Annotated in this window: 2 protein-coding genes; one reads left to right on the top strand and one right to left on the bottom strand. The window is 66.9% G+C overall.

All coding sequences use genetic code 11. The features are described 5' to 3' along the window. Positions 1-458 (bottom strand): helix-turn-helix domain-containing protein (locus tag RIF85_RS13420; protein ID WP_309072401.1); only part of this gene is annotated, 458 nt, incomplete at its 3' end. A gap of 101 nt (positions 459-559) precedes the next feature. Here RIF85_RS13420 and hutH point away from each other — a divergent pair. Next, positions 560-1,881 (top strand): histidine ammonia-lyase (gene hutH, locus RIF85_RS13415; RefSeq protein WP_309072400.1); only part of this gene is annotated, 1,322 nt, incomplete at its 3' end.

The raw sequence follows: 1,881 nt of genomic DNA, 5'->3' as shown, positions 1-1,881 counted from the left end.
ACGTACCCGTCAGAGGGTGTCTCTCCACCGAGGACCGCTCCAGCCGCCGTGCCGGTCAGCGGAATACTCCGGCCAACCCAGCTGGTGTGGCGGACAGAATGGGTGCCTTCACGGACAGAAAGGTAGATGCCGTGGCCGTCGTGGGACGGAACGTTCAGGTAGGCGGACTCACCCGTGGAGTCGACAAGTCGTTCGAGTGCGCTTTCCGCGAGAGACACGAGCGATTCGTGCGAGAGGGCCTGGGCGCCGAGCTGCACCACGCGCATGCCGGGCCGGTAGCCGTCGTCGTCCCGGCGGACGAAGCCGGTGCCCTCCAGGGTGCGCAGCAGCCGCAGCGCAGTAGAGGCGGAGAGTCCGGCGTCGCGGGCGGCGTCAGCCAGCGTCACCGATCCCCGGTCGCACACCGTGCCGAGGAGCAGCAGTGCGCGCTCGACGGTGCGGGTAGAGGTATCCGCCACAGTTTCTTCCTTGCGTTCGAGGCCAATTTGTATTTCACTTATTGAAACGCTCATTTCATCTGTTGGCAAGAGCGTGGCTCGCAGGACGGGAAGAGGACAGCATGCGGCACGGCACAATCGTCAGTATCGGTTTGGGAGCACTCGCCCCTGCGGAGGTGGTCGCAGTCGCGCGGCACGGCGCCCGGGTGGAGCTCAGCGAGGACTCGCTGGCCGCGATGAAGGCGAGCCGAGCGGTGATCGATGCCCTCATCGATGACCCGACGCCGCACTACGGCGTGTCCACAGGTTTCGGCGCCCTGGCCACCAAGCACATCCCCGTACAGGAACGAACGCACCTGCAGCGCAGCCTCATCCGCAGCCACGCGGCGTCGTCGGGTGCGGAGGTCGACCGGGAAGTAGTGCGCGGTCTGATGCTCGGCCGCCTCTCCACCATGGCCACGGGGCGAACAGGAGTTCGGCCCATCGTCGCTCAGACCTACGCGGACATGCTCAACGCCGGCATCACTCCGGTCATCGGTGAGTACGGCTCGCTCGGTTGCTCCGGTGACCTCGCCCCGCTCTCGCACGTGGCGCTGGCCCTGATGGGTGAAGGTGAGGTAAGGAACGACGACGGCGCGCTGCTGCCCGCCGCTGAAGCGCTCGCTGCAGCCGGCATCGCCCCGGTTGAGCTGCGGGAAAAAGAGGGTCTCGCCCTCATCAACGGCACCGACGGAATGCTCGGCATGCTCGTGCTCGCTTCCGCCGATCTTCACCGGCTGCTGCGCACCGCCGACCTCGCCGCCGCGATGAGCGTCGAGGGACTGCTGGGCACCGACAGCGTCTTCGCCGAGGACCTTCATCAGCTCCGGCCGCACCCCGGGCAGGTGGCCTCCGCCGCGAACATTCGCCGGGTCCTGGCCGGATCACGGTTGATCGGCGAACATGCCTCCGAGGAACGCAAAGCACACAGGTTCACCCGCGTCCAGGATGCCTACTCGCTGCGGTGCGCTCCTCAGGTGCACGGTGCTGTGCGGGCTACCCTGGCGCACGTCGAAACAGTCGCCGCGATCGAACTCGGATCGGCCATCGACAACCCTGTAGTTACCCCAGACGGCAGGGTGGAGTCGAACGGCAACTTCCACGGCGCTCCGATCGGCTACGCGCTCGATTTCCTGGCGATCGCCGTCGCGGACCTGGCTTCCATGAGCGAACGCCGCACCGACCGCTTCCTGGACAAGAGCCGCAACCACGGCCTCAATCCTTTCCTCGCCCATGATCCCGGCGTCGATTCCGGGCACATGATCGCCCAGTACACGCAGGCGGGCATCGTCTCCGAGCTGAAGCGGCTAGCAGTGCCGGCCTCCGTCGATTCCATCCCGTCCTCCGCCATGCAGGAGGACCATGTGTCGATGGGCTGGTCGGCGGGCCTGAAGCTGCGGCGCGC

The organism is Arthrobacter sp. (assembly GCF_031179385.1).
GTDB lineage: Bacteria > Actinomycetota > Actinomycetes > Actinomycetales > Micrococcaceae > Arthrobacter_D.
This window is presented reverse-complemented; position numbering and strand designations above follow the sequence as displayed.